We start from the raw sequence: 24023 nt of genomic DNA on the forward strand, positions 1-24023 counted from the left end.
ATTAGTGTGAGGCTTATGAATACTCTCCCGCTTACAGATACGATCATCCATGCATTGGCTCAGTTAGTAGACGACTCTGGAAATAATGGAAGCTATCGGGAGCCATCTCATTCTGATATTGAGTTCCAAGTAAACACCGCTGGTCTTTCCAGGCATGATCCAAAGCAACAGGGGCAGACCATCGGCAAAGCGAAGCGAGTTCGTGCGGTGCTCTACAGTGCGATGGAACTACAGCCTGAGGCGGGTTCTCGGTTAGTCGCTGGGCTTCTATCTAAAGTCCGAGCCTGTGGTGGTTTTCGCCAGACGTCTGCGAACTACGTCGGCCTTGAGGCCGTGGATAACGCTAAGGCAGCCTTCAACGCAGAGGGCTTTAACCTAGCGAACGATGGGACGGTATCTCCCAAAGTCTTGACCGCCCTTGCCGGAGCGGAATTGACTGATGCTTTGTGGGCCTATGCCCTCCGTGCTCAAAAGGGAGCGGAAGATGCGGCTCTCATAGCGGGTACAGGAAAGGATTTGTTAGAGGCCACCGCAGCCCACGTGCTTATGACTCTTGAGGGGCGCTACCCAGAAAGGGCGAATTTCCAAGGCCTTTTGGGGATGGCGTTCATTGCTCTTGAGTTAGCAGTGCCAGAGATTCCCGAGCAGCCTGGTGAGCCAGCGATTAAGTCGATGGAGCGTGGCCTGTTCACCGCAGCTCTTGGCGTCAATCGAGTTCGCAACAAGCAGGGTGCTGGCCATGGAAGACCTTGGGTGGCCACTCTTTCGTCAGAGGAGGCTAAAGCCGCTATTGAGATCGTTGGAACTATCTCAGCGTACTTGCTCGGGAAGTTGTCGAAACGTGAGCGTCGATCGGCCTAGCTACCGACCACCAAACTCGATCGAGAAAGAGGGCAGGTCACAGTAGCTACCGCTGCGAGCACACAAACGAAGCAGCTGCCTGTGGCAATGACTTGCTTAGTCCGTCCCTGCTGGTGCTGGTGTCCAGACCTCACCAGCTTTTCCTCCGATTTCCTGTTATTTATTAGACACAAGTAGTATTGCGTATCGAGTGGTGGCAGAGTGCTATAGTCTAATTTTTGAGCCAAGGAGGGGCCATGGCTAAGTTTCCGCAGCATCCGCGTTACGTTCCCATCATCAAGTGGCAGTCGTGGGAGCAGCGTGCTCTCGAAAAGGTCGAAGCAGCGCACGTTCACCGCATGCAGCCATGCATTGAGGTGCGTACTTCCAAGCAGCATCTGAACCTTCTTGGAAAGCTCCAGGCCGTATGGCCTCATGACGTCTTGGTAGATTATGCAAATCCTAGCGGGCAATTGACCCATGTCCGCCAGAATGAGCTTTTAGATTTCATGCAGCATGCGGTTCAGCAAAAAATTCCAGCCTCGCCGGTCTTAGGACCTGCGTACGTTGCGAGCATGGGTGCCAAATTTATGAAATTGGCTACCTCACTTCCTTCAGTAGTCATCCGGCTGCGTTTGGATGCCCTTGCCGTTCCCAACGATAAGCTGCAATTGGTGCAAGGGGCTTACACCTATCTGAAGTCTGCAGGGATCGACTCGGCATTGATTGTCGATCTAGGGGTCAGTCCGAAGGAGTGGTTGCCAGTCCAGATCGCCAGTTTCAGTCAAGATCTACGGTCGCTTAGCGCCATTGGTTATAAGTCGGTGCATGTCGTTTCGGGCGCATACCCTGCTAGTTTGGCATCTGTCAAAACCGGTTCGGCTACATTCAAGCGTTCGGATTGGGCATTTTGGAGCGACGTAAACGCTAGTGTGCCGGACTTGAAAGTCGGGTTTGGCGATTATGGAACCCTTTCTCCAGGTTGGACGGAGGACATCCTGGAGCTTCGTAGCAATCGTATCGCGATCCGCTACACCCGAGGCAACGATTGGTTGATCCTGCGAGCGGATGGGAAAACCACCAATGACTCCATTGCGATTTCCGAAATCTTGGTAAGCACCTACCCTCAGGATTTCAAAGGAGCTGGATATTCATTCGGGGACGAGATCTTGGCTGAGCGAGCTGATCCCAATTTTCCAGTGAAGAAGAAGCGTTGTGGGCACTATCACATCACCGAAGGGTGGAGTCACCACATTGCATACGTGCTCAAGGAGCAGTACTGATAGCGCGTCTAGCCCGCTCGATCAGGCGTAGACGAACTTTCGCTTTAAGGTCCTCCAGAGAAAGCATCTCAGCGACCTTGGCTTGAATAACGTAGAGGCTCTTGCTCTTGAAGCCGCGAGTGATCCCAAGCTCTTCGAGAATCTGCAGGGCCTCTTCACGCTTCAGCAGGGTGACCAAGACGTCGGGTTCATGTCTTTTGTTAGGTTTGGCCTTTCGTACCTGCTTGAAGGTTTTGCCGGCCTCGTCTGGCACAACCATAACCCCCCACCAAGGAGGCAGCATTGGCATCGCTTTCTTGAGGTGGCATTCCGCAGTGACAAGCGTTACCTGATCGAATGCGCGAGCATAGCGTGAACCCTGCCCAACAAGGCGTGTTAGAGAGTCCGCTGCGCTTTTGATCTCATAGCAGTGCATGTCTAAAACCTGCACCAGGTCCGCACGGATCTCTCCGCCATTCAGCTCAACCTCCTCTAGGAAGTGAGACGAAACGTTAGGCATGCCTGCTGCTAGGTGATGTGTTAAGGCAATTTTGATATCAGTTTCGCGCATGGAGGAAAATCTCAGGTAGGCGCCAATGATGCCGCAAATGGAGCTTTTTTGCGTGACTTTCCGACCTGATGGACAAGCTTAGCTGGTAGAGAGAGCTATGCAAATATGCTAAGATATTTGCATGAATCAGCAAAAGCTGTTATCCCATGTTGTTGCCGAGCTATTGGAGCATTTTGCTGCAAGGGGAATGGTCACTAGCTCAGCTATCGCAAGAGATACAGGGATAAATCAGTCACAGATCTATCGAAACCTTTTCGCAGCTCCTAAGCGGTTCACTAAGACTCATCTCAGGTTATGCGAATATGCAAATATTAATGTGGGCCGTGACGCGTCCGACCCCCGGTCCAGCGAGATTTTGATGAACGCTCTCGCCTCCGTTTGGGACGGATCTGAGGAGCACGCTCGTCGGCTAGCTGAGCTGCTTTTTGCGCACAGTCGGGCGGGCATGAGAACATGAGAACTGGAAGAGCGTTAGAGGAGGTTGCATATGCATGACGCAAAGACTCCTATAACCGTTAAATCTGCCTTTGAGAGCCTTCAGGCAGCGGGTTATCCGCGAACGTATGTCACGAAGCTCCTTCCTGATTGGTGGGACAACAGCCTGTTGAAAACCAGTGCGGGGGCGTTCCAATTTGCTCTGATCCTTAAGCAGCGGTTGGGCCTAGACGTGAGCTTTGGGCAAGACGGTGATCTGGCAATCGAGCCGCGTGCCGCGCGTGCCAGTTTTAAACATAGGGCGGATACTCGCGTTGACGAGCTCAATGTCGCGGCAGGACTCGGCATCGCTTTGGCTCGCCTGGCGGTCTTTGCTAGTCGAGCGCCCTATCATCAGTTGCCTGCTAATCCCCTTGAGATTTATGAGCTAGTGCGTCACTCCACTGGGCGGGCATGCGTTGACTTTCAGGGGTTGCTGGATCTCTGCTGGATGAATGGCATTCCGGTTCTATTTCTCAAAGAGATGCCCAGGAACACTAAGCGCATGACCGGTATGGCAGTCATTGTAGACGGCCGTCCAGCAATCCTTCTAGGTTTCAATCACACGCATCATTCTAAACAATTGTTCGTTTTGGCCCATGAGCTTGCCCACATTTTGTGTGGTCACGTCCAGGACAATGGAGCTCTGATTGATGAGGACATCGCTGATGTGAGCGAAGGACTTGAAGGTCGTGTGCAGGTCCGAAGGGACGAGCAAGAACGGGAGGCAGATACTTTCGCCCTCAGCCTCATACGGCATGGACAGATGGACATTGTTCGACGGATACCTCGCCAGACATCGGCTACCACTTTGGCGGCTGCCGCGCTTAGGGCTAGTCGGGAGAATGGTATAGATCAGGGGCACCTTATCCTGTCTTATGCCAAAGAACATGATGACTGGATTTGGGCTAATCAGGCATTGAGGTTTGTTCCGCAAGAGGTCGGAGCGGTCGAGTTACTGCGGGATCGATTCACAAGGAATACTGATCTTTCAGCGATTTCCGAAGAGAGTGCCGAGCATCTTCTTTCCATGCAAGGATTTGCGAGGTAGCTCAGTCTTGTATTTGCTCGATAGCGATGCCGCAAAAAAAATATGCCAATACAGCCTTCTCCATGAGTTGGCCGGCGCGTTGGGCTGTGGCTTAGGCGATTTTGCAGTGCTTCCGCAGCTTAAGTTTCAGCTGAAGCTGATCAAGGACGATAAGGCTTTCGCCAAACTCGGTTCTTTGGAAGCGGTCGACCTTGCGCGACAGCTCGTGGCGTCAGCCTCTGAAGTAGAGGTTTTGGTGGAGTCTGCGAATCCCCTGCTCCTGCTCAATCGACCTGATATTGATAGCGGTGAGGCAACTCTATTTGCGGCACTCTATGGTAACGAGGGTGCGGAGCTCCTGAGTGGTGACAAGCGGGCATATGTGGCGCTTTCCAAGGTTGAGGGCATGCCAGTGGTTGACGCTCTGTGGGCTCGACTGATTTGTCTGGAAGAAGCCTTGTATCTAATCCTGGGAAGCGCGGAGTTTCAGCTGGTCTCGGCAAAGGTTCGTGCTCGACCGGACGTCGATACTTCTGTAAGCATTGCTTTCGGTCGAACGGCGGAAAATCCGTTAGAGTCTGTAGTCGAGGCGCTTCTAAGCTATATGCGCTCCCTTGAGGCGGATACCAGTGGGAAGTACGTGCTACCTCGCTGACTACCTGGAGGCTTAAACATCCATTTCTACCAAATATTATGATCATGCGTGTGTATTCGTCCTAGAGTTTGGCGAATGTGATGCAGATGACCTAAGAGAAGCCCCCGAAAGGGGGCTTTGTCGTTAGCGGGATCAGCCGTAGCAGTTTCTATTGCTGGCGTCAGGGCCAGAGCGACCCTGGGCGAGTGGCTTAATCTGGACCTGAGGACCTGCCTGCGCTGCGGGCCAGGCATCACCAGCTCAATCTGCCCCGTTTAGACTTCTTGCTCCAGACACTTCCGATTGCCAGGTACATGCGCTAATGAACTGATGAGGCGCGAGACAACCCTTCAGTTAGACTCACGGCAGTTAGAGAGGAGGACGGATGGCATTTTGCTATGTTCGGTATTATATTATTGAGAAAGGCGATGTTGTCGACCTGATTTTCAGGAGTTTGTCTTAATGAATATTTGTGTGCGCGCATAAGGACTGGTACTAAAATATGTCTTTTTTTGACAAGGGTGTTGATCCAGCTGAGTTTGATAAATATAAGTCTGAAGTTGACGTCAGGTTCAGGCAGCTGACTGAAGAAATAAAAAGGAAAGCTTCGGACTCTGAGGCCTCAGCACTTGAGTCAGCGAGTAACGCTTCTAAGGCTTTAGCAAGTGTAAAGTCAATAGAAGGGCAGATAGAGCAAGCTCTTACCGCCCTTATATCGTATAAGGATACTGCAAGTGGCGAGCTTATTGGTATCACTGATATTGGTAAGCAATCCAAAGCCCTGCTGGCAGAAGTTTCAGATGTTGCGAAGGCTGGAGAAGAGGCTCGCTCAGCCATAGTTCAGCAGCAGAGTTCAATGTCAGAAGTATTCAAGGCAGCGAGCGCCGATCTAGCTGTGATTAAGGCTGCGCTTCAGGAAGTTCAAAATCTTCCAGGGCAGGTTGAAAATGGTAAGAAGCTTTTGGAAGGGGCCGCTGCTGTTAGTAAGGACATGGATAGTCTGCTGACTCATTCGATGAAGAAGAAGTCAGATATAGATGATTTGCACAAGTCTATTTTAGGTGCGGAAGTAAAGGCTGCTGACGGGAGCGTCGAGAGGATCGATGGGCTTCTTGATGAGCTGCAAAACTCGTATGACTCAATCAAATCGAAAACGGAAGATATGGAAGGTAAGGTTGATGGGACGGTTAAGGAGTTGCTTGAAAAGCATGAACTAGCCTTGGCTAGTGAAAAGGATAAGTTTGAGCAGCTCTTGGACGTTTCAAATAAAAGGTATGCGGCGATAAATGATGAGATTTCAGGGTTGTTGCCAGGTGCTATGGCTGCAGGCTTGAGCGCCGCCTACGAGAAAAAGAAAGATGATGAAATAAAGTCGTTGTCGGGGCACGAGTTTAAGTTCTTGGTTGCCATAGGGCTCATGGTTGCTGTTTCTTTAATCCCGTTTGGTGTTGATGTCTTTTTGTTGGGCTGGAAGGGTAATGACCTTGTTGAGGTAATTAAAGGGACTCCAAATTTAATTGTCTCAATTTTGCCTTTGTATTTTCCGGTCTTATGGTTCGCGTACTCGTCAAGTAAGAAGCTAAATCTTTCCAAGCGTTTGATCGAGGAGTACACCCACAAGGCGGTTCTTGGAAGGACATTCTCAGGACTATCAAATCAGATCGAGTCGCTGCCCCGTGAGAGTATTGTACGTGATGAATTGAGGACCAAGCTTCTGTTTAATATGCTTCAGGTTAGTTCGGAAAATCCAGGGAAGCTAATTACAGATTACAATAAGACTGATCATCCATTGATGGATGCGTTGGAGAATAGTGCAAAGCTTTCTGACTCTATTGAGAGCTTGTCTAAATTGCCAGGTTTTTCTGCGCTTGCAAAGAAATTGTCTGCCAAGACTGACGAGCTTCTAAGCGCTCAGACCCAAAAGGTCGAGAGCGGGTTAGCTACTCAAGAAGAAATTGAAAAACCCACGCAGAAGGCTGCTGCTGATAGCGAGCAGGCAAAAGTATAAGGCTGCAACATATGTTACCGGGAAGGAATTGCTTCTTCCCGGTTGATAATCGTAATCCCAATGGCTAGGTCGACGTTCGCCCGTGGCGGTGCTCATAAATTCATGGAAGCATCTCCGGAAAGTACATGCTCATCTCCGTATAATGAGGTGTAGCGCAGCTCAATTGCGATGTCCTTTCGTGTAAGAAAGCTAACCAGTGCGGCTTCACATCCCGGTTATGTGTTTTTCGATAGGCCCAAAATCTCTATTTCTGCACCGGGTCTCAGGGCGGCGAGCCTTGCCGGCCATGCAATAGAGAAACAGAGCGGATCCAAGCCAATGTCACGCAGGATATTAGGCCATTTATTGACACCTAACCCGTTGTAAGTCTTTCCTGACACTGAAACGCTTAATGAGGTAAGTATTCCGAGTCCGATACCTTCATTGCTTAGATACAATCCATTCTTACCCCCTGTCCCTGCTAAGTGGGGGGTGACCATAAGGAATGGTCGCACGGAAAGAACATTGTGTTGCTTACCTATATTGATTTGCCATAACGACACGCAGAGGGCACCGCTTGCCACAATAAGCGCGGCTAGAGATATTAGCCTCTCAGGATGATTGGCGGCGCGCGACCAAGCTGAAGCTATTGAGTTTGCCAGTGGGCGTAGCATGTTTTTGAATCCTCCTTTTCAAAAGTTTGTTCTACTTCCTGTGAGTAATGCTCCAACGTTCCAAGCTTGCGCGAATCGCATCGCTCACGACATCCGTGTGCTTGTCGATAAGACGGCTTAGCGCCACAATCCGCTGCACGGTGATCGGCTCGTAATGGCCTTCATTCAAGCGACGCGCAATCTGGTTAAGGTTTCTCCCAAGCGCAAGTAACTGATAGTTGGATTCACCCAAGGCGTCGATTTCTGACATGCCGAATTGAGGCTCATGGGTCAACCCGGTACGGATGGCATCAACGATCCAGCGCCGCATTGAACAGCGCTCAATATTCGCCCGCTCTTTGACTGCCGCTTTTTCTGAAATGGTCAGAAGGATTTCAAAACGCTCCTTCGGCTCCTTAACGGTCTCTGTTTGTCGGTAGGTCTTCGGCTGGGGGTTAGCTTGTGCTTTGGATAGCTGCTGCTCGATGGCTTCTTTAATAGCGGCACCGGGCTTCTTCCCAAGCGTCTCGCAGTAGTCAGCCCAAGGTTCCTTAATCGACCCCAAGTACACGTTCAAGTAAGCGTTCTTCTTCTCCACATAACCCTCCAACAACACTAGCGACGCCCCAATAAGGCGAGCAAACAAGCGAGTACGCGCGTAGTTTAACGGCGGTTAGCCTATCCTGCAGTAGTCACTTGTAGCAATTGGAATTTCGTCATGACGAAGATATTCTGATATATGGTGCTTCAAAATATAGAGCCAAACTGAGATAATCTGCCCTGCCGAAACGTAGTGTTTTGGTTAGTTCGATGAGTGCTGTAACCGCCTCGCTGATGCTTACTGCATTATGGGCGCGGCCCTTAAAAGACGGGGCCTACACCGGGTAAGACTGGCGCATAGTCACTCCAAGGACGGTTTAACCGTGCCGGGTGCGATTCCTAAACAGATCGACAGGCTGGAATAGACGGCCCAGTGCTCACCATGTCAAATGGAGAGGTGACTATGGGTCCGTTCAAGCGTTTTTTGTTCAAAAGCTTCCGATCATCTAGTTTCGCGACGATGCTCACGTCGATGCTGGCTTCCCAGCAGGGGTACGCTCAAATTCCTGTAACCGTTACTACCCAAGTGACGGACTCCCCCATGACAGTCGCAGAGTTCGCATCTAACACGACTCGCTGGGCTCAACAGGTTCAGCAGATGACATCCCAGATTGATCAGATGAAGCAGCAGTACGGCGCGCTCACGGGGTCGCGTGGGCTCGGTCGAGTATTTGATGACCCGCAGCTGCGAGAGTATCTGCCCCAAGATTGGCAGGCTGTGTATGACGCAGTGAAGCGTGGCGGCTATTCAGGTTTGAATAGCCGTGCCGGTTCGATCTATTCGGACAACAAGGTGTTCGATGCCTGCGAAAGCCTGGTTCAGGATCAGCAGCGCGATGCTTGCCGAGCACAGGCGGTGAAGCCGTCGCAAGATAAAGCGTTTGCTCTGGAGGCCTATGACCAGGCCGAAGCCCGACTGCGTCAGATTGACCAGCTCATGGGGCAGATCAATCAAACGCAAGATCCCAAAGGGATCGCAGAGCTGCAGGGTCGCATCGCTGCAGAGCAAGCGATGATCCAGAACGAGCAGACCAAATTGCAGATGTTCCAAATGGTCGCTGAGGCTGAGGGCAAGATTCAGGAGCAGCGGCAACGGGAACTGAATGCCCAGGTGCTCGACAAGAGAGGCTACAAGAATCGCGAATTGCTGAACCTGGGGGACAACTGAAATGATCTCGTACGCTCATATTCTCCCCTTGGTCGTGTGCTTCTTCATCCTCACTTCCTTACGGCGATTCTGGATTTGCATTGGTCGGTTCGGGGCTTTGAAAGAGGTGTCACGACGTGCACCTGAGTTGATCCAGAGCGATCTCCTGGCGGCGTCGGCCGCGATCATGCCTTTCGTACTGGCGCTTGCCGATTGGTTGCAGATAGTGCCGCCCCGAGCAACTGGGCCAATCTCCTCAACGCTCGCCGTTTTGATCTCGTTCGCATGTGCACTGGGTTCGTCGCTATTGATTTCGAGGTCCGAATACCGCGTCGCGGGTAGTTGGGCAGGGACAAGGGAAAGCGCGTTGAGAACGCTTGCAGCACTTCAGATTATCAACGCTGCTGAGCTGGCCTATTCGCTGAAATTTGCTGGGGAATTCCGCACGGAGGCGGAGTATGTGCTGCCTCGTGAAGTGAATGGGGCGGATCAGAATCGGGAGGGCCGGAAATGACAGTCTCTCGTTTCTCAATTGTCGTTTTGTTTCTGCTCACGGGCTGCGGGGCAGATGAACCTGTCCATTCTGTCGATTGGTACAAAGCCCACAGCTCGGAAAGGGATGTCCGTATATCGGAGTGCGAGCGACATGCCGGGACTCTGGCTCTCACGCCAAACTGTGTTAACGCCAAGCAAGCCAGGAATGAGCAGCAGCTTGATCAGCGCGGCTATCGGAAGCGTGAGATGCTGAATCTGGAGGGGCAATGACCATGGGGTCCAATATCTACGAATGGATAGGTGGCTCAGTCGACGCGGTGTTGAACAGCTACGTTCAGCTGATGGCACATAGTGTCATTGATGACTTCTCGGGCTTGTTCGTTGTTGGCGGTGGCCTGTTTTTCATGACCCTGGGCCTTCTGTCGGTCGGTGGGTTCATCGAGCATCCCCTTCCACATCTCTTCAAGCTGATGCTGAAGTGGGTATTTATCGGCGCACTGGCACTCAATGCTGATACGTACCTTGGTTGGGTGGTGGAAGCGATTCGCGGCCTGGAGGCTGGCTTGGCAGATGCATTTTCGCCAAGCGGCGACGGTGTAGCTGCGACATCGGTCTATCAGGTGATTGATAGAGCTATGACCGACGGCTTAGATATCTTTTCCGATCTCATTGCTCGCGCAGGAAGGCGTGGGATGACCGAGATAGGCATGATTCTTTATGACTGGCTCATCGCTGGGACGATGCTCTTTGCAACATTCCTGATCACGCTACCCGCTGGAGCGATGATCATTACAGCTAAGGTACTTTTAGCGTTTTTGCTTGGGTGCGGCCCGTTGTTCATTGCAATGCTGCTTTTCGGCCAAATGACCAGCAAGTGGTTCGATCAATGGTTCGCCCAGGTGATGACCTATGTCATTCAGTGTGCTGCTGTCACGTCAGTGCTGACGCTTGGAATGAAATTCTTTTCGGTAATGATGGCAGATGTGCAGCCCACTGCTGGAAACGGCCCAGCGACCGACATGCTGGAGATCCTCGCGCTGAGCGGGATCGTGCTCTACATGGTTTATCAGGCTTACTCTTTAGGAGGCCAGCTTGCAGGTGGTTTGTCGTCCAGTGCGATCACATTGCGGCAGATGGCTCAGGCTGCGATAAACCCAGCCAAGGCGGTCTTCAACACAGTTAATCCGATGTCAACGCGCCGTGACCTGCAGTCGGGCATGATGACCACTGCAAGAGGTTTGAATCATGTGATCGCAGGGAACAGCGTTTGGAATCCCGCCTACCGGCAGCATGTCATGCAGAACCTGGGCAAGAACTGGGGTAGGGCGAGAGGAGGGAAGGTTGGCAGTTAACGGTTAGGTATGCGTGTCGTGGACCATGCTGCGCGCCCTGGCGGGCTTGCCCAAAGGGGCTCTGCCCCTCTGGACTTCCCGCCCTCGACGGTAGCAGGGGCCGCTGGGAAAGGCATCCAGCAGCCCCCGCACATAGGATTGGAGGTGCACAGCGTCAAGGGTTCGCTTCGCCGTCATCCTCGCCCGGTCCCGTTTCACGGGCTGCGGCCTCCGGTGACGCCCTTGACCCTCGTTTATTTATTTAGCGCTGAAATTGTCTTGCTTTAGTCACCGACACGAGGGGAAGGCCCGTGAATACTTCGGAGAGCATCATCATCACGAGTGCTGAGCGGGAGCGGCGTCGGAAGGCTGTCGAGTATGCTTGCGCCTCAATCGGGCTCGAGGGCTTTGTATTGAGCGCTGAAGAAAAGCGCCGCACTCAAGCTTTTGTGGACGGGAAGCTCACCTTGACCGAATTTGTTTCAGCCAGCAGCCACGAATAGCTGGAAGCTGGGTCAAGGGCATCACCGCAAGCCGCAGCGGAGCGCAGCCCGGAGGGCGAGCACCGAACGGGTGAGGATGATGGGCGTAGCCGTACCCTTGATGCAGCTGTAAGCGACCAAGCCTAGCGACAGGGGGAGGAACAAGGCGAAGCCGCCGGACCTGCCCCTGCCGCCCGTCCGGCAAGGATAGGACGCGGGATGCAACCGAAGGGGTTGCCCAAGCGAAGCGCGGAGCATCTGGATGCATGGCGTATCTAAAAACTGATTTTCGATCCTGAAGTAACTCCGTGTTTAATGTGCTGCCACCGTGCTCTTTTTTCTGCATCTGAAATGGTCGAGGTTGGTTGATCCAACTGATCATTTGGCTTGGGCGTGTTGATGTCTAGTCTTCGTCGATTGCGTTTTTCTGCCACAGCTAAGCCTGCATTCGCTACGAATGTGCCTTTTCTGAACTTACTAATTATCCCCCTCACCCATCTGCTTGGGCTGGTTTTGATGCTGTGCGTAGCCAGTGCACCTTGCAGCTCGTCCAACAGCATTTGTGCTGTCGTGTGTTCGAAACTTTCCATCATTTCCATGATTACCTTCTTCTCTGAGCGGGAGGTGAGCATGTGAGGCCAGATTAGTTGACTTTCGGTAGTTTCCCCATGTTCGCTGTAATTCACGGGATCAGAGTCGCCGTGTAGATTGCCCTTCGGTAGTTGTTGTAGTGATTCTTTATTTGGATTCTCTGTAGGTTTATGGGGTGACAACATCTTGTCATCCCCCGGTGACATATGTGGCACCGGGGGAGAGACGCTCTGGTCGGTGGCCGGTGTCTTCCTGGCGGGGGGAGGGTCACATTTTGTCAGGGGGGTGAAAATTTCGAGCGTGTATCTATTCGAGCTCTGTCCGCCATCACTTCTGAACTGCTTGCTCACTGTCACGAATTTCTTTGCTTCGAGCTCCTTTAGTACCCTTTGTACAGTTCGCTCCGAAGTACAGCATTTTCTCGCTATGATGCTGATTCTCGGCCAGCAAACACCTAGGTCGTCAGCGGCATCCGCCAAGGCCATTAAAACAATTTTTGACGATGGCGGAAGGTGCTGATCCCATGCCCAGTTTGAGGCTTTGATGCTCATCCCAGAGCACCATCTAACTCCAGTACATCGTTAACTTGTATGGTTCGGAAAAACACTCGTCGCCCAACGCGAACTACAGTTGGCTTTAGCTTTTGTGCCAGATCCGAATTGTTGTACATGGCGACTCTGAACCCGGCTGGAGACTTGCCGAGCAAGCTTGCTACCTGGGCTAGACTCATCAGCGGGCCAAATCGGTCGAGGAGGTATTCTTCTGCAGTCATGGGCTTCTCCGTGCTTACGTTGATTAACGTCTCGTTGTAAGTACGGTTGAAGCTATCAGTATATTTTGGTGACAGTAAAGATGCAGATTTCTAGGGCTACTGTCACCAATTTCGAGTTTAGGTCCTCTGGAAAACAACTCGGAAAACAATTTGAAAACACGTTGACAACAGTGTGGCAACAGAAAGAAAACAATAGGAAAACGAAGTGGAGGTTATTTGGTTCCTAGTTTGTCTAGCTTGTGAACTAACTCTTCAGCCCGCAGATGAGTGTAACGCTTGAGCATCTGCATCGATTTATGCCCGCTGATTGCCGAGACTTCTTGATCTGAAAGGCCGCCCTCAACCAGTCTACTCACGGCTTCGTGCCGCAGATCGTGAAAACGGAAGTCCGGCACGCCAGCCTTTTTCTTGATGGCGGCCCAGATCTTGGTGAACGCATAGGGGCGACGCTTTCCATCACGCCCAGGCTCACCGAAAAAAACCAGATCGCAGTCAATTGGCCGCACGGGATTCGCCAAGGCGACGCGGAAAACCTCGGTAGCGAGCTTCGTCAACGGAACCGTGCGAGCACTATCATTTTTTGTATCCGACAGCCGGACGATCCGTTTTTGGACATCCACCTGTGATCGCCGCAGGCCTGCGATCTCTGATGCGCGCATACCCGTTGCCAAGGCTATCTGGACGATCCAGCCCAGCATTGGATTGCTGTGCTTGCCCACAGCGGCCATAAGGCGCTTTTCCTCATCAGCCATCAGGCGCCTGTTACGACCTTCACCGGGGCTCGGTTTTCGAATGTTGAGCACGGGGTTAAAGGTGAGGCCAAGTCCCCACTCCTGAATTGCGACTGTGAACAGGTGGCTGAGTAGGGCAAGCTCCAGCCGCACAGTGTTATTACTCGTGGGTTGGCCGCGGTTGGTCAGCGAGCCCAGACGTGTATCGCGATAGTTGGCGATCACCTCGGATGACAGAGCTGCAAGCGAATACTTTCCCAGGTGCTGGATCAGCTGCTGAGCCTTGGTCGCCTCGGCCTTCTGCGTGGTGGGCTTTTTGGTAGGGCTGACTTCGCGCAGATATCGCTGCAGCGCATTTTCGAGTGTCAGTCGCTCGGACCCGCTGCGCTGGATATACACACCCCGCACCATTTCATCTTCGGTGCGTCGTGACCAATCTTCGGCGTCGCGTTTGGTGCGGAAGGTTTTGGCGTTGGTCGGCCATCCGGTCTTGCGGATGACGGCCTTCCAGGTGCCGGCAGGGGTTTTGACGATTGTGGCCATCTGAAGGACTCCAAAGGCGTGCAAGCGAAGCCGCACTGTACCTAATTTGTACCTTCGGACCATAGGACTGATCCGGCTGCCACAAACCCAAAAAGCCGAAAGCCGCGTAATACGCGGCTTCAAGGTTGGTGGGCCCACACGGACTCGAACCGTGGACCAAAGGATTATGAGTCCTCTGCTCTAACCAACTGAGCTATAGGCCCTCAGTAGGCCGCGAATTATAGCGACGGTTTCTCGCCTGTGCTATCCGAAAACTCCGAAAGCGTTATATGAAGAAAAGTCGCGGCGAATTCCTCGGCCGCCAGCGGCAGGCTGACGATGTAGCCCTGGATCTGTTCGCAGCCTTCGGCTGCCAGGAATGCCTGTTGCGCCAGGTTTTCCACGCCCTCGGCAATCACCGTGAACTGCATGCTGCGACCCAGGGCGATGATGGCGCGCACGATGGCGGCGTCATGGGGATCGTCCGGCAGGCCGCGGACGAACGATTGGTCGATTTTCAGGATATCCAGTGGCAGGCGCTTGAGATAGCTGAGGGATGAGTAGCCGGTGCCGAAGTCGTCGATGGCCAGTTGCACGCCGAGGCGCTTGAGCTGGTGCAGTACTTCCAGGGCTTCTTCGGCCTGGCTCATGATGAAGTTTTCAGTGATCTCCAGTTGCAGGCAGCCGGGTCGCAGGTGGTTGTCCTTGAGCAACTGCTCGATGCGCGGCAGCAGGTTCGGCTGGCGCAGTTGGGCGCCGGCGAGGTTGACCGACAGGGGGCCGAAGTCGCCATAGCGCGTCGTCCAGCGCTGCATCTGGCGGCAGGCGCGCTCCAGCACCCAATCGCCGAGCTGGAGGATCATGCCGTTCTCTTCCGCCAGCGGGATGAAGTGCTCGGGCGGCACGTCGCCGAAGGTCGGGTGATGCCAGCGGATCAGGGCTTCGGCACCGACCAGGGCGCCGCTATCGAGGCTGACCTTGGGCTGGTAGTAGAGGAACAGTTCCTGGCGCTCGATGGCCCGCCGCAGTTCGTGCTCCAGGGCCACGCGCTCGCTGGCCTGGGCAGTGAGGTCGCGGGTATAGCTTTCGACGCGGTTGCGCCCCTTGGCCTTGGAGCGATACATGGCCGCATCGGCATTCTTGATCAGGGTGGCGACGTCGTTGCCATCCTTGGGATAGAGGCTGGTGCCGATGCTGGCGCTGATAAAGAACTCGTGCTCGCCGGCCTGGAACGGTGCACCGAAGCAGTTCAACAGTTTTTCGGCCAGGTACTCGGCGTCGCTGGGCTGTTGCAGGCCGGGCAGCAGGATGATGAATTCGTCGCCGCCGAGGCGGGCGACGGTGTCGATATCCCGCAACTGCTCCTTCAGGCGCAGGGCGATGCCCTTGAGCAGCAGGTCGCCGACCGGATGGCCGAGGCTGTCGTTGATGTGCTTGAAGCGGTCGAGATCGAGGAACAGCACCGCGCCCTGGCCGCCATTTTCCTGTTGGCTGTTGAGGGCGGCCAGCAACCGGCTTTCGAACAGGGTGCGGTTGGGCAGCCCGGTCAGCGGGTCGTGGTGGGCCTGGTAGTCGAGCCGCGCCTGGGCGTGTTTCAGGCTGGAGATATCGGCGAACACGGCAACGAAGTGGGTGATGAACTTGTCGCGATTGCGTACGGCGCTGATGGTCAACCAGCTAGGATAGAGCTCGCCGTTCTTGCGTCGGTTGTAGATCTCGCCCTGCCAGTGGCCTTCGGCGCTCAACTGGTGCCACATGGCGGCATAGAAGGCGCTGTCATGCTGGCCGGAAGCAAGCAGGCGCGGGGTGTGGCCGAGGGCTTCGGTTTCGCTGTAGCCGGTGATTTCGGTGAAGGCGCGGTTGACCGCGCTGATGTGCTGCTGGGTGTCGGTGATCAACACGCCTTCGGCCGTGCTTTCGAACACCGTGGCGGCCTGTTGCAGTTTTTCCTGCATGAGGTGGCGTTCGGTGATGTCCCGGGCGATGGTCAGCATGCAGTCTTCGCCGCCGATGGGCAGGGGCCGGCTGGAGACTTCGCAAAGGCGGATCTGCCCGTCGCTGCGGCGGATATGGCAACTGAAGTCGCGGACAAAACCGTCACGCAGCATCAGTTCGAGCATGTGCTTGCGTTCGTTCAGGTTGACCCAGATGCCCAGGTCCAGGGTCGAGCGGTCCAGCGAGCTGGCGCTGTTGTAGCCGGTGAGACGGCTGAAGCCCTCGTTGACCTCCATCAGCAGGCCGTCGCGCTGACGGCTCAGCAACAAGCCGTCGGGAGAGGCGTGGAAAGCCTTGGCAAACTTCTCCTCGGAGGTTTGCAGTTGCTGCTGGGTTTCCTTGAGCTGGCTGATATCCCGCACCACGACCACCAGGGCGGGCGTGGTATCGAGATCAAAGGGCTCGGCGGAAATCAGGCCTGTGAACAGTTGGCCATTGCTGCGCCGGAAGGGCATCTCCAGGTTACGGATGCTGCCGGCCTGCAGACGCTGCAGAAGCTCCGGGCCGACGCCCTCGATACCCCAGATGTTCAGTGAGGTGGCGGTGCGACCGACGACGTCTTGCGCGCTCAGGCCGATCTGTTCCTCGAAGGCTTCGTTGACCTCCAGCAGGCAACCGTCGGACAGGCGGGCGATCACCAGGATGTCCGGGCATTGTTGGAACACCGAGGCGAATTTCTGTTCCGACAGGCGCAGGGCCTCTTCGGTGCGCTTGGTTTCGCTGATGTCGATCATCAGCCCGCGCATGACCGGCTCGTGGCCGTGTTCGATCAGGCTGACGATGTCACGTACCCAGAGTACCCGGCCATCGGCGGTGATCACCCGGTAGTCGAGGCTGTGGTCGCGCCCGGCCAGGGTCTCATGGTCGCAGAAGGACTGGGCCCGGATCAGGTCGGCGGGGTGGGCGATGCTGCGCCAGAAGCCGGGCACCAGCCAGTGAGACAGCGGATAACCGAGCAGGGCCTCGGCGTGGGGTGAAACATAGGTGTAGGTGTAATCGCTCATGCGCGATTCCCAGGCGATCGCCGACAGGCTCTCCACCAGGCCGCGGTAGTGGTATTCGCTGCTGCGCAGTTCCTGTTCGAGGGCCACCCGCCGGGAGATTTCCGAGCTCAGGCGCCGGTTGATGCGGATCACCACCGCCAGCATGGTGATCAGCAGCAGGATGCCCGGCAGGCCGTAGACCAGGACATCGGGCCAGAACGAGGGATTGACCAGCACATTGCCGACCCAGCGCTTCTGGATGGCGTCGACTTCGCTGGGGCTCATGTCGGCCAGGACCTTGTCGAGGATGCCCACCAGGATCTTCTGCTCCTGCGGCACGCCCATTGCCAGCTGGTAGCGGTAGGGTGTTTCGCCGCTGACATACAGCCCTTCGAGCTTGAGCTGGCGCAGGCTCCAGACGCTGGAGGCAAGGTCGCCCACCACGGCATCCACCTCGTCGGTGGCCAATGCCTGCAGGGCCGAGCTGACATTGGGCAGGGCCACCAGGTTCAGGTCCGGATGGTGGGTACGCAGCAGCTCATGGGGGGCATAGTTCTCCACTACGGCGATCTTCAGACCGTAGAGTTCCTTCAGGTTGTGTGGCTGGGCGCCGCCCTCGTGGGCGAGGATGACAATCGGAAAGTCCAGGTAGGGGCGGGTGAAGGCCAGGTAGCTCTGGCGTTCCGGCGTGGACATGACGCCGGGCAGCAGATTGACCTGGTTGTTCCTGGCCAGTTGCAGCACGGCCGTCCAGCTCATGGGTTCGATGGGGTTGAGCTTGACGCCCAGGCGCTTCTCGACCAGCGCCATGTAGTCGGCGGCCAGGCCCTGGTAATGGCCTTCTTCGTCGCGGAACTCGAAGGGCGGCCAGGACGCATCGACACCCAGGCGCAGGTCCGGGTGGTTCGCCAGCCAGCTACGTTCATCATCGGTCAGAGTCAGCGCGCCAGCCGTTGCGGTCCAGGTGAGCAGCATCAGCAGAAGCAGGGCCGGCAGTCTGGGCATAACGTAACGGTCTCGTTATGGCACGGGGAATCATTCGAGTGTAGACGGGCTATTCGGGGAGGGGAGGACGCTTTTGTCTCTGTACAGAAAGCAAAACCCCCGGCGGGCCGGGGGTTTTGGTGTTACTCGTCGAGGAAGGAGCGCAGATGCTCGCTTCTCGTCGGGTGGCGCAGCTTGCGCAGCGCCTTGGCTTCGATCTGACGAATCCGCTCGCGGGTGACATCGAACTGCTTGCCGACTTCCTCGAGGGTGTGGTCGGTATTCATGTCGATGCCGAAGCGCATGCGCAGGACCTTGGCTTCACGGGCAGTGAGGCCGGAAAGGACTTCGCGGGTCGCTTCCTTGAGGCTCTCGACAGTGGCGACATCGATTGGCGACTGCATGGTCGAGTCTTCGATGAAGTCACCCAGATGAGAGTCTTCGTCATCACCGATCGGGGTTTCCATGGAGATCGGCTCTTTGGCGATCTTCAATACCTTGCGGATCTTGTCCTCAGGCATTTCCATGCGTTCGCCCAGCTCTTCCGGCGTCGGTTCGCGACCCATTTCCTGCAGCATCTGCCGGGAAATACGGTTGAGCTTGTTGATCGTCTCGATCATGTGCACCGGAATACGGATGGTGCGGGCCTGGTCGGCGATCGAGCGAGTGATCGCCTGACGGATCCACCAGGTGGCATAGGTCGAGAACTTGTAGCCACGACGGTATTCGAACTTGTCCACCGCTTTCATCAAGCCGATGTTGCCTTCCTGGATCAGGTCGAGGAACTGCAGGCCACGGTTGGTGTACTTCTTGGCGATGGAGATCACCAGACGCAAGTTGGCTTCGACCATCTCTTTCTTCGCGCGGCGGGCCTTGGCCTCACCGATCGACATGCGACGGTTGATGTCCTTGATCTCGGCAATCGTCAGGCCGGTCTCGGCCTCGAGTGCGGTCAGCTTCTGCTGGCAACGGACGATGTCCGGCTGCAGGCGGCCGATGGCTTCGGCGTACTTGCTCTTGCCTTTGGCCAGGGCATCGGTCCAGCTTTCGTCGATTTCGTTGCCCGGGAACTGGCGCAGGAAATCGGCACGCGGCATGCGGGCATCACGCACGCACAGCTGCATGATGGCGCGCTCTTGCTGACGCAGGCGATCCAGGGCGCTGCGGACACGCTCGACCAGGCCTTCGAATTGCTTCGGCACCAGTTTGATCGGCATGAACAGGTCGGCCAGGGCCAACAGTTCGGCGATTGCCGCCTTGTTGTGGCGACCGTGCTTTTTCAGGGCCTTGCGGGTGATCTCCATCTGATCGGCCACGGCGCCGAAGCGCTGTGCGGCGATGACCGGATCCGGACCGCTTTCGGCTTCTTCTTCGTCGTCACTGGCTTCGGCTTCATCGTCGTCGCTGTCATCGTCCGCTTTCGCGGCCTTGGCATCGATCGGCGGTGGAACTTCGGCAGCAGGCGGCGCAATGCCGTCGTCCGGGTCGATATAACCGCTGAGGACGTCGGACAGGCGGCCACCTTCGGTGGTGACGCGAGTGTACTCGGAGAGGATGTGTTCAACCGTGCCGGGGAAGTGCGCGATTGCGCCCATCACTTCACGGATGCCCTCTTCGATACGCTTGGCGATTTCGATTTCGCCTTCACGTGTGAGCAGCTCCACCGTGCCCATTTCGCGCATGTACATGCGCACTGGGTCGGTAGTGCGACCAATGTCGGTTTCCACGGCCGCCAACGCCGCAGCTGCTTCTTCGGCCGCTGCTTCGTCGGTGTCGGCTTCGGCCAACAAAAGGGCATCCGCATCCGGAGCACTCTCGAATACGTTGATCCCCATGTCGTTGATCATGCGGATGATGTCTTCCACCTGTTCCGGATCTGAAATATCCTCCGGCAGGTGGTCGTTGACCTCCGCGTAAGTCAGGTAACCCTGCTCACGACCACGGCTGATCAACTCTTTGAGGCGAGACTGCTGTTGCGCTTTTCCGGACATAACACCCTATCCACTGAAGGTCTTGGCGGGCAAAAAACAAGCCGAGGATTATACCCGAGCTATGACCTCACGCGCCAGTTGAGGTCGGGTTTGATGCAGGAAGATTGCGTTTTAGCAGGTCAAGCAACAAAGATTTCTCTTCGGCGCTCAACTCGCTTTGCCGCGATTTCCTGAGAAGTTGTTCCAGCTTTCGCTCGCGCTGGCGGGCTGACAAGCTAGTTATGGTGTCGAAAAACTGTTGTTCAAGGTTTTCTCCCTCGATCAGCCACTCCTTTTCCGCCAGGCGGGTCAGCAATCGGCCCTGTTCGGTGCCGTGCCAACGTGAGATCAACTGAAATGAGCTTAGCTTAGGATTCTTTTGCACGGCTTCGAGCAAGGCCACCAGAAGCTGTGTATTGGTGTTGTCTTCATCCGCGAAGTGACCGGCGGTCTCGACCTTCTCGGCCAGTTGCGGATGGTGGACCAGGGTCCGCAAGGCGGTCAGGGTCGGTGGTTCGACGGCGGCCGGGACTCTCGGGGCACGTGGCTGGTCGCGATCGCCGCCACGCTTGCCGTTCTTGTCCCAGGGTTTCTTGTCCCATTTCTTGCCGCCGGCGCCCGGTTTCTTCGGCGTCCATTCCTGCTGGGGCGCATAGGCCTCCTGCGGTTGGTGGTAGTCCGAATAGTCCGGGATGGCATCGTAGTCGATGCCGGGATCATAGGCCGGCGGCGGGGCGTCCAGCGGGGCGCTGTGGGCCAGTTGGCTGACGGTTTCGTTGGTCAGGCCGGTGATTTCCGTGAGGCGCTGGCGCATCAGGATCTTCAGGTTCGCCCCGGGAATCTTGTCGATCAGGGGTGCGGCGAGGGTGGCCATGTGCGCCTTGCCTTCCAGCGAGCGCGGATCGGCTTCTTCGGTCAGTTGCTGGAAGAAGTAGTCGGCCAGCGGTTGCGCGTGCTGGTTGATCCGCGCGCGGAAGGCGTCGGTGCCTTCGGCGCGGACCAGGGTGTCCGGGTCTTCGCCCTCGGGCAGGAACAGGAAGCGCGCGCGCCGTCCGTCCTGCAGGCTGGTCAGGGTCGCCTCGAGTGCGCGCCAGGCGGCATTGCGGCCGGCCTGGTCGCCGTCAAAGCAGAACAGCACGTTGGGCACGATGCGGAACAGCTTCTTCATGTGGTCTTCGCTGGTCGCGGTGCCGAGCGTCGCCACGGCGTTGCGCAGGCCTTGCTGGGCCAGGGCGATGACGTCCATGTAGCCCTCGACGACGATGATCTCGTCGAGGTTGCGGTTGTTCTTGCGGGCCTCGAACAGGCCGTAGAGCTCCTGGCCCTTGTGAAACACCGGGGTTTCCGGCGAGTTCAGGTACTTGGGCTTGTCGTCGCCGAGCACCCGGCCGCCGAAGGCGATGATGCGGCCGCGGCTGTCGCGGATCGGGAACATTACGCGATCGCGGAAGCGGTCATAGCGTTTGCCCGTTTCGGCGTTCTCGATCAGCAGGCCGGCGTCGATCATGGCTTTCTGTTGCAGCGTGTCGCTGGACAGGTGCTTGAACAGGTTGTCCCAGCCTGGCGGGGCAAAACCCAGGCCGAAGTCGCGGGCGATTTCCCCGGTCAGGCCGCGGCCCTTGAGGTAGTCCACGGCGGCCTTGCGCGCCGGGTGGCTTTTCAGTGCCTGGCGATAGAAGTCGGCGGCCGCGGTCAGCAGCGGGTAGAGCGGCGAGTCGGTCGGCTGGCGCGGCTTGTGTGGCCGGCCGCTTTCCTCGCGGGGGATCTCCATGCCGGCGGCTTTCGCCAGTTCCTCGACGGCCTGGGGGAAGTCCAGGTTGTCGTGGTCCATGATGAAGCCGAGGGCGTTGCCTCCCGCGCCGCAGCCAAAGCAGTAGTAGAACTGCTTGTCCGGGCTGACGCTGAAGGACGGGGTCTTTTCCTTGTGGAACGGGCAGCAGGCGGTGTAGTTCTTGCCGGCCTTTTTCATTTGCACGCGCGAGCTGACCACGTCGACAATGTCGGTGCGGTTCAGAAGGTCGTCAATGAAGCTCTGGGGAATCAACCCGGCCATGGCGTTCTCGTCGTTGCTGCGCTGCAAGGAGATCCCGAAAGGGGCTGGACGTCGTCGGGGCGTGCAGGCATATGCGCTGCTCGATCATTCGTCGTCTGCTCAATCATCGTCGGGAAGTGTATCTGCCGAAAACTCACTGACCTTAATTTCAATCAGCCTTTCAGGTTTCGATTTATAACTGTCGCTGTCGGGCGCGCCGCAGGTCAAGGTGACCACGCAATGCCGCAAGCTGGAAAGGGTGTGCTCGTCGGTAGCCTTGGCAGGCTCGTCAGTAAAGACGCGCACCACTGGCAAGAAGCCAGTTCTGACGTGATGAAGCGGGTTCGTCTGGGTCGCATCGGCGGCTTTGACGGTGAAGCATCAAGCGATATCCGCAAATGCCATTAGCCCGGCTGAGGGCCGGGCTTGGCAGAAGCTTGCAACGAACGTCTGTGTATTAGTACAGACGAACGGCGCGGCGCTGTTCGCGCTGAACTTTCTTGGCGTGACGCTTGACAGCAGCTGCTGCTTTGCGCTTACGCTCGGAAGTCGGCTTCTCGTAAAATTCGCGGCTACGAACTTCAGCCAGAACACCGGCTTTTTCGCAGGAGCGCTTGAAACGACGCAGAGCTACGTCGAAGGGTTCGTTCTCTTTAACTTTGACGGCTGGCATCCAGAGCTACCTTCATTCATTACCGGGGTCAACGTCCTCAGGCAAAAGCGCACTGGAGATCGTCGGTTTTTAAGGGTTGCGGATGTTAACCCCTCAACGTCAGGAATGCAAAGCCTCTGATCGAAAACCGCTGGTCGGGGCCCTGAGTGGCGACTATTATGCGCGCCTTCGAATTCAGCCTCAGGGCGTAAACCCATGCTAGTACTGGGATTGGAAACTTCCTGCGACGAAACCGGTGTCGCGCTGTACGACAGTGAACGCGGACTCCTGGCCGATGCGCTGTTCAGTCAGATCGACCTGCATCGGGCCTACGGCGGCGTGGTGCCGGAGCTGGCCTCCCGTGATCACGTCAAGCGCATGCTGCCGCTGATTCGCCAGGTGCTGGCCGAGGCCGACTGCGTGCCGACCGAGATCGATGCGATCGCCTATACCGCCGGCCCGGGCCTGGTCGGCGCCTTGCTGGTCGGCGCTTCGTGTGCCCAGGCGCTGGCCTTTGCCTGGGGGATTCCGGCCCTGGGCGTGCATCACATGGAAGGCCATCTGTTGGCGCCGATGCTGGAAGCGCAGCCGCCGGAGTTCCCGTTCGTCGCCTTGCTGGTCTCGGGCGGTCATACGCAGCTGGTTCGTGTCGATGGCATCGGTCAGTACGAGCTGCTGGGCGAGAGCCTGGACGATGCCGCCGGCGAGGCCTTCGACAAGACGGCGAAGATGATCGGCCTCAATTATCCGGGCGGGCCGGAAATTGCCCGCCTGGCGGAGCGGGGCGTGTCCGGACGTTTCGTCTTTCCGCGGCCGATGTGCGACCGACCGGGCCTGGCGTTCAGCTTCAGCGGCCTGAAGACCTTCGCGCTCAACACCTGGCAGCAGTGTGTCAGCACTGGGGACGACGGTGAGCAAACCCGTTGCGACATCTCGCTGGCCTTCCAGCAGGCAGTGGTGGAGACTTTGACCATCAAGTGCAAGCGGGCATTGAAGCAGACGGGCATGAAGCGCCTGGTGATCGCCGGCGGCGTCAGCGCCAACAAGGCCTTGCGCGCGTCGCTGGAGAAAATGCTCGGTGAGATGCAGGGCAATGTGTTCTACGCCCGTCCTGAGTTCTGTACCGATAACGGCGCGATGATCGCCTTTGCCGGTTGCCAGCGGTTGCAGGCAGGGCAGCAGGAGACCCTGGCGATCAGCGTGCAGGCGCGTTGGCCGATGGAGCAGCTGTCGCCGCTTTGATGGCTGGCCAGCGACCGGGTTGAAGTGTTTTCACGCTCGACGA

At 56.3% G+C, this 24023-nt stretch carries 21 protein-coding genes and 1 tRNA gene; 11 read left to right on the plus strand and 11 right to left on the minus strand.

Going from position 1 to position 24023, the window contains the following annotated elements; genetic code table 11:
* The first annotated feature begins 15 nt into the window (after positions 1-15).
* Entirely contained in the window at positions 16-861 is an 846-nt protein-coding gene (locus tag ACL9RJ_RS29105) for an abortive infection family protein (RefSeq protein ID WP_422765888.1), read from the plus strand.
* 236 nt (positions 862-1097) lie between these two features.
* Positions 1098-2123, plus strand: coding sequence for a beta family protein (locus ACL9RJ_RS29110; protein ID WP_422765889.1), 1026 nt, complete (start codon positions 1098-1100; stop codon positions 2121-2123).
* Here ACL9RJ_RS29110 and ACL9RJ_RS29115 read toward each other — a convergent pair.
* Positions 2107-2673, minus strand: coding sequence for a sce7726 family protein (locus tag ACL9RJ_RS29115; protein ID WP_338460003.1), 567 nt, complete (start codon positions 2671-2673; stop codon positions 2107-2109). The two genes, ACL9RJ_RS29110 and ACL9RJ_RS29115, sit on opposite strands and share 17 nt — an antisense overlap.
* Before the next feature lie 487 nt (positions 2674-3160).
* Between ACL9RJ_RS29115 and ACL9RJ_RS29120 the strand changes: the two genes are divergently transcribed.
* The 3 genes from ACL9RJ_RS29120 to ACL9RJ_RS29130 all read left to right on the plus strand — a co-directional run bounded on the left by ACL9RJ_RS29120 (position 3161) and on the right by ACL9RJ_RS29130 (position 6819).
* Positions 3161-4198: an ImmA/IrrE family metallo-endopeptidase gene (locus tag ACL9RJ_RS29120; RefSeq protein ID WP_422765890.1), complete on the plus strand. Its 1038-nt coding sequence runs from the start codon at positions 3161-3163 to the stop codon at positions 4196-4198.
* A gap of 7 nt (positions 4199-4205) precedes the next feature.
* Positions 4206-4832 (plus strand): hypothetical protein, encoded by a 627-nt coding sequence (locus tag ACL9RJ_RS29125; protein ID WP_422765891.1) that lies wholly within the window; start codon positions 4206-4208, stop codon positions 4830-4832.
* 481 nt (positions 4833-5313) lie between these two features.
* Entirely contained in the window at positions 5314-6819 is a 1506-nt protein-coding gene (locus ACL9RJ_RS29130; protein WP_422765892.1) for a hypothetical protein, read from the plus strand.
* Between the two features lie 684 nt (positions 6820-7503).
* Here the strand turns inward: ACL9RJ_RS29130 and mobC are convergent.
* Positions 7504-8049 (minus strand): plasmid mobilization relaxosome protein MobC, encoded by a 546-nt coding sequence (mobC, locus tag ACL9RJ_RS29135; protein ID WP_422765893.1) that lies wholly within the window; start codon positions 8047-8049, stop codon positions 7504-7506.
* A gap of 405 nt (positions 8050-8454) precedes the next feature.
* On the opposite strand from mobC, the gene virB5 reads away from it, so the two are divergent.
* From virB5 to ACL9RJ_RS29160, 5 genes are all read left to right on the plus strand, one after another.
* Positions 8455-9219, plus strand: coding sequence for a P-type DNA transfer protein VirB5 (gene virB5, locus ACL9RJ_RS29140; protein WP_422765894.1), 765 nt, complete (start codon positions 8455-8457; stop codon positions 9217-9219).
* 1 nt (position 9220) lies between these two features.
* Positions 9221-9712 (plus strand): hypothetical protein, encoded by a 492-nt coding sequence (locus tag ACL9RJ_RS29145; protein ID WP_422765895.1) that lies wholly within the window; start codon positions 9221-9223, stop codon positions 9710-9712.
* On the plus strand, positions 9709-9963 hold the full coding sequence (locus ACL9RJ_RS29150) for an EexN family lipoprotein (protein WP_422765896.1): 255 nt from the start codon (positions 9709-9711) through the stop codon (positions 9961-9963). The genes ACL9RJ_RS29145 and ACL9RJ_RS29150 overlap by 4 nt, the downstream gene beginning before the upstream one ends.
* Entirely contained in the window at positions 9960-11045 is a 1086-nt protein-coding gene (locus ACL9RJ_RS29155; protein WP_422765897.1) for a type IV secretion system protein, read from the plus strand. The genes ACL9RJ_RS29150 and ACL9RJ_RS29155 overlap by 4 nt, the downstream gene beginning before the upstream one ends.
* A gap of 290 nt (positions 11046-11335) precedes the next feature.
* Complete coding sequence (locus ACL9RJ_RS29160) at positions 11336-11527, plus strand: antitoxin VbhA family protein (protein WP_422765898.1); 192 nt, start codon at positions 11336-11338, stop codon at positions 11525-11527.
* Between the two features lie 254 nt (positions 11528-11781).
* Here the strand turns inward: ACL9RJ_RS29160 and ACL9RJ_RS29165 are convergent, their stop codons facing one another.
* From ACL9RJ_RS29165 to rpsU, 9 genes are all read right to left on the minus strand, one after another.
* On the minus strand, positions 11782-12648 hold the full coding sequence (locus tag ACL9RJ_RS29165) for a helix-turn-helix domain-containing protein (RefSeq protein ID WP_422765899.1): 867 nt from the start codon (positions 12646-12648) through the stop codon (positions 11782-11784).
* Positions 12645-12869: a DNA-binding protein gene (locus ACL9RJ_RS29170; RefSeq protein ID WP_186690163.1), complete on the minus strand. Its 225-nt coding sequence runs from the start codon at positions 12867-12869 to the stop codon at positions 12645-12647. The genes ACL9RJ_RS29165 and ACL9RJ_RS29170 overlap by 4 nt, the downstream gene beginning before the upstream one ends.
* A 212-nt stretch (positions 12870-13081) precedes the next feature.
* The gene (locus tag ACL9RJ_RS29175) at positions 13082-14143 is read right to left on the minus strand and encodes a site-specific integrase (protein ID WP_422765900.1); all 1062 of its coding nucleotides are present in this window, start codon (positions 14141-14143) and stop codon (positions 13082-13084) included.
* Positions 14144-14269: 126 nt separating this feature from the next.
* A tRNA-Ile gene (locus ACL9RJ_RS29180) sits at positions 14270-14346 on the minus strand.
* Positions 14347-14361: 15 nt separating this feature from the next.
* On the minus strand, positions 14362-18105 hold the full coding sequence (locus ACL9RJ_RS29185) for an EAL domain-containing protein (RefSeq protein ID WP_422765901.1): 3744 nt from the start codon (positions 18103-18105) through the stop codon (positions 14362-14364).
* Positions 18106-18227: 122 nt separating this feature from the next.
* Complete coding sequence (rpoD, locus tag ACL9RJ_RS29190) at positions 18228-20075, minus strand: RNA polymerase sigma factor RpoD (RefSeq protein ID WP_017128699.1); 1848 nt, start codon at positions 20073-20075, stop codon at positions 18228-18230.
* A gap of 67 nt (positions 20076-20142) precedes the next feature.
* Positions 20143-22107 carry a DNA primase gene (dnaG, locus tag ACL9RJ_RS29195; protein ID WP_177084770.1) on the minus strand — a complete coding sequence of 655 codons (1965 nt, stop codon included), beginning with the start codon at positions 22105-22107 and terminating at the stop codon, positions 20143-20145.
* A gap of 99 nt (positions 22108-22206) precedes the next feature.
* Positions 22207-22401, minus strand: a complete 195-nt coding sequence (locus ACL9RJ_RS29200) for a hypothetical protein (RefSeq protein WP_146049139.1) — start codon at positions 22399-22401, stop codon at positions 22207-22209.
* Between the two features lie 142 nt (positions 22402-22543).
* Positions 22544-22759: a 30S ribosomal protein S21 gene (gene rpsU / locus ACL9RJ_RS29205; protein ID WP_002551877.1), complete on the minus strand. Its 216-nt coding sequence runs from the start codon at positions 22757-22759 to the stop codon at positions 22544-22546.
* Between the two features lie 195 nt (positions 22760-22954).
* On the opposite strand from rpsU, the gene tsaD reads away from it, so the two are divergent.
* The gene (tsaD, locus tag ACL9RJ_RS29210; RefSeq protein ID WP_042936633.1) at positions 22955-23980 is read left to right on the plus strand and encodes a tRNA (adenosine(37)-N6)-threonylcarbamoyltransferase complex transferase subunit TsaD; all 1026 of its coding nucleotides are present in this window, start codon (positions 22955-22957) and stop codon (positions 23978-23980) included.
* Positions 23981-24023: the final 43 nt, after the last annotated feature.

It is taken from the genome of Pseudomonas sp. Mn2068 (assembly GCF_049319725.1).
Taxonomy (GTDB): domain Bacteria; phylum Pseudomonadota; class Gammaproteobacteria; order Pseudomonadales; family Pseudomonadaceae; genus Aquipseudomonas; species Aquipseudomonas gingeri.